Below are 3,098 nucleotides of genomic sequence, written 5' to 3'. Positions count from 1 at the left end.
GCTTATCTGATAAGCTCCATTTCTTGTATTTCATAAGTCCAAAGTTATGTAATTAATTTATTAATTTAACTCCAGCTTATTTAGGGGCTAATATAATCAATGGATTCTATTTCTTTAATAAATGGTTTTAAATTTTCATCATTTAACGCTTCTAATTGTGTTTGAAGTTTGTACAATCTCAATGAAATTTTCTTTACATTCTTTTCTTCCATAGCTAATAAAAAAATTTAATGTTTTCCAAGGTTTTTTAAATTTTTGCAAAGGTAAGATTAATTTTTTATTTAAAAATAAAAGCTTTTGTCCAGTCTTTAATCATCGGGTTTTAAGTGATTTTTCCCAATCTGTACTGTTGTTGTTTTTAAGCATTCTATCGCCAGTATCCGCCTTAACTATGGTTTTCTTGGTGCAAAATTATTGCAAGTCGATTTTATTAAAAATTAATTTAGGTTTCACTTCATAAGAATTTATACGGTACTGCTGCATTTGTAACAGTCATAATTTTTGTAAAAAATTCCGCCGGTTCCAACCTTGCATTTCCTTCAACTTCTAATTCGCAGATGCTCCGAAATTAATTTACCGTTTCGTAAACCGTGTATCGGTCCATTAAAAAATGGAGCAGCTAAACGGTTTGCTTGCCTTTATTAAAATCTCCGTATGCAATCTTATCATTTGGCACAGAAAAGCCATAAGCGACCACTCACGAAGAATGTTCAATATAAAACAACAACACAAAAATTAGAATCATGAAAAATCTAAAAAATAGTTCCGATGCTTTACAGACCGATCAAAAAGCTACAGAAAAAGACCAAGCTCTTGCTTCAAAGAATAGTTCGTTTTTTGAAAAGACAATTAATAAAGCAAAAAAAGATGTAGTAGGTAAAATAACTTTTTACGATTCGGGAGAAATTATGATTTATGAAACTAAAGAAGATTATATTAAAGCTATAAAAGCAGAATTATACTGTAATCCTTTCGGTTTTAAACCTCAAACGTTGATAAAAGACACCGAATTTCATAAAAAAGTTGAAGACCTTATAAGAGCAGAGTTTGAATAGAATATCAATAATAAATTAATTACTAAAAGTAACAAATTAGAAAAGTATTAGATAATATAATTATTCAATGTAAAAAAAAAACACTCGACCGAGTGTTTTTTTTTACATAAAATCAAGAATTTCTTTCTTTATTTTTGTTGAAAATTTTAAATTATTTTCTTTCAAAAGATCCTTATCAATGGATTCAATTTCTTTGATAAGCGGTTTTAAATTTTCATCATTTAAGGCTTCTAATTGTGTTTGAACCTTGTACAATCTCAATGAAATTTTCTTTACATTTTTTTCTTCCATAGCTAATAAAAAAATTTAATGTTAATTAAAGTGATTTCTAAAAATACAAAAATTTTATTGTTTAATAAAATTCTTATTTCGATTGAATTGGCGTTTTGTATTATATGATCAATCTAGGGTTAAAGTTAAAGTGTATGTTTAGCGAGAGGATACGGGGCAAATATACCCCGTAATTAATAAATTATTGAAAATCAATAAAATAACATACACTATAAAGTAATTTGTAAACAAATATGTAACTAAATTTGCTTATTAGTTTGAAAATTAGTAATTTAACTGTATTAAAATCTGTAACTTATGTCTAATGTTGTTCGTATTGATGTTTCTACAAAGTTAAAGCTTGATCAGTTAAAAGAAAATTATCGCATCAAAACTTTTGCGGAAGTTGTAGAAAAAATGACTTCTTTTATTATAGATAATAACTTCGATTTGAATCGAAATTATACTGAAGACTGGCACAATGTAATAGAAAAATCGAATGACAAAACGTTGAAAAGAATTGAAGATGTGATTCGAATTATTCGAAATATTGAAAAGGAATCTGTCATCCCAATTCGCAATCAAGTGTATGATATGTATCACAATAACGATGCGAATTTTAAAGCTGATGTTATTGATGAAGTAAAAAAAGATTTGGAAGTAAATAGTTCTACAGAAACTGATATTGAAAAATATAAAATCGAATTAGCACAGATCAAAAAAAGTCGTGATTTATATTTCAATGAATTGAATAATTTACGTCCATTGGTTAATGAGATTTTAAATTCTCTTTCTACTAAATCTGGATTAATGGGTTCAAAAGTTGAAGCTACTATTTCTCCCGAAAGATTAAATGAATTAAAACAATTAATCAATAAATAATGTATATCAATTTTACTCCACATAAAGCAAACGTGAACAATTCAAACGCTTCTTCTTGTGCGAATATATTTGAATATTTAGAAAAAGAAGAGCAAGGATTTGTTCAAGAGGAATCTATTTTCAAAGATGAAAATAAAGAATCAATTGGTTTTTTTGATCAACAAAATATCAATATTCCTAAAAATACAGTGATTGAAAATATTGATAATAATAGAGGTAAAAGAGGAATAAAAGAATCAAACTTTTATATGGTTAATATTTCACCTTCTTATTTAGAACAGAAACATCTTTTAAAAAGAATTGATCAGTTTTTAGAGGATAAAATGAAGAATGAAAAAATCAAATTATTTGACAAAGATTTAGCAAATGTACGTGATGTTATGATGCGTGATATGCTTATGAATTATAGTAGAGAGGTCATGAAAGAATATGCTAAAAACTTTGATCGTGAAATTAATGGAAAGAAAATTACTGATGAAAATTTAATGTATTACGGTCGAGTTGAAACGCAACGTACGTACAATTTTAAAGACAGTCAAGTTTTAGTAAATAAAAAACTTTTTAAAAAAATTGAGAAGACCAAAGATGTAAAGCGAATAAAAATTTTACAAGAATCTTTATATAAAGATTATTTCTCTGGAGAAGTAATCAAAGAAGGAGTTGCTAAAGGAGTAGTTAATTATCATGTGCATATTGTTGTTTCTCGACATGATAGAACGAATGATCCTCGCAGTAAAATAAGTTTGTCACCAATGAGTAAATATCGTGAACAAAACTCGCAACTCAATAATCAAAATATATTAGCCCCTAAATAAGCTGGAGTTAAATTAATAAATTAATTACATAACTTTGGACTTATGAAATACAAGAAATGGAGCTTATCAGATAAGC

General features: G+C 27.0%; 5 protein-coding genes. 3 read left to right on the top strand and 2 right to left on the bottom strand.

What is annotated here, in order from left to right:
* Positions 1-80: 80 nt before the first annotated feature.
* Positions 81-212 (bottom strand): hypothetical protein, encoded by a 132-nt coding sequence (locus BLT46_RS13295; RefSeq protein ID WP_262492399.1) that lies wholly within the window; start codon positions 210-212, stop codon positions 81-83.
* A 531-nt stretch (positions 213-743) separates the two neighbouring features.
* Here BLT46_RS13295 and BLT46_RS13000 point away from each other — a divergent pair.
* Positions 744-1,055, top strand: coding sequence for a hypothetical protein (locus BLT46_RS13000; protein WP_090410538.1), 312 nt, complete (start codon positions 744-746; stop codon positions 1,053-1,055).
* Positions 1,056-1,157: 102 nt separating this feature from the next.
* On the opposite strand, the gene BLT46_RS12995 is transcribed toward BLT46_RS13000, so the two are convergent.
* Positions 1,158-1,346, bottom strand: a complete 189-nt coding sequence (locus BLT46_RS12995; RefSeq protein ID WP_090410537.1) for a hypothetical protein — start codon at positions 1,344-1,346, stop codon at positions 1,158-1,160.
* A gap of 297 nt (positions 1,347-1,643) precedes the next feature.
* On the opposite strand from BLT46_RS12995, the gene BLT46_RS12990 reads away from it, so the two are divergent.
* On the top strand, positions 1,644-2,207 hold the full coding sequence (locus tag BLT46_RS12990; protein ID WP_090410536.1) for a BfmA/BtgA family mobilization protein: 564 nt from the start codon (positions 1,644-1,646) through the stop codon (positions 2,205-2,207).
* Positions 2,207-3,022, top strand: a complete 816-nt coding sequence (locus tag BLT46_RS12985) for a DUF5712 family protein (RefSeq protein WP_090410535.1) — start codon at positions 2,207-2,209, stop codon at positions 3,020-3,022. Before BLT46_RS12990 ends, BLT46_RS12985 begins: the two co-directional genes overlap by 1 nt.
* Positions 3,023-3,098 lie beyond the last annotated feature (76 nt).

It is taken from the genome of Myroides phaeus (assembly GCF_900099675.1).
GTDB classification, from domain to species: Bacteria; Bacteroidota; Bacteroidia; order Flavobacteriales; family Flavobacteriaceae; genus Flavobacterium; species Flavobacterium phaeum.
This window is presented reverse-complemented; position numbering and strand designations above follow the sequence as displayed.